At 77.0% G+C, this 784-nt stretch carries 1 protein-coding gene; it reads left to right on the top strand.

Features of this window, described 5'->3' with window-relative positions; translation table 11 throughout:
- Positions 1 to 181: 181 nt before the first annotated feature.
- Positions 182 to 784: alpha/beta fold hydrolase (locus FNX44_RS29805; RefSeq protein WP_323369693.1), on the top strand; the 603-nt coding region annotated here is incomplete at its 3' end.

Here is a 784-nt window from a genome sequence, read left to right as displayed (position 1 = left end):
CGGTGCGGCCGGGTGTTCCTCGATGTACCTCAGGTACTCCGGTGACACTCGTGCGCGGCGCGCGGTCTCCTCCCGGGTGAGCGACAGCAGTGAGACGACGGTCCCGAAAGCCGAGACGACCACCGCCGGGCCGGAGCCGACCGCGGTCCCGCCGGCACGGTCCGACGCCGAGACGACCGCCGTGAGAGCCCACAGCCCCGTCCCGGCGGCCCAAGCCACCACCGCGAACGCCACCGTCCCGGCGGACACGGACGCACCGGCGGACACCGTCACCCAGGCGGACACGGACGCACCGGCGGACACCGTCACCCCGGCGCGCACCGCCGCCTCGGCGGGCACCGCCACCCCGGCGCGCGACGACGCCGAGAGCACGGCAGCCGCCACCCCCGCCGTCACCATGCGCCTGGCAGCCCCGGGCGTCCGCCGCCAGCCCGGCGGCCGGACGGCCCCGCTCGAACTCCAGCACCGCGTCGACGGCCCCGACGACGCCCCGCTGCTCGTCCTGGCCCCCACCCTCGGCGCCACCTGGCACATGTGGGACCGCCAGGTACCCGAACTCACCCGCACCTGGCGCGTCCTGCGCTTCGACCTGCCCGGTCAGGGCGGCGCGCCGCCGCATCCCGCCACCTCCGTCGCCGACCTCGCCGAACGGCTCCTGACCACCCTCGACTCCCTCGGCGAGACCCGCTTCGGCTACGCCGGCTGCGGTCTCGGCGGCGCCGTCGGCCTCCAGCTCGCCCTCACCGCCCCACACCGCCTCACCGCCCTCGCCCTGGTCTCCACC

This window comes from Streptomyces alkaliterrae (assembly GCF_007097205.2).
Lineage (GTDB): Bacteria > Actinomycetota > Actinomycetes > Streptomycetales > Streptomycetaceae > Streptomyces > Streptomyces alkaliterrae.
The sequence above is the reverse complement of the archived record's forward strand: the minus strand, read 5'-3'. Positions and strand labels throughout refer to the sequence as shown.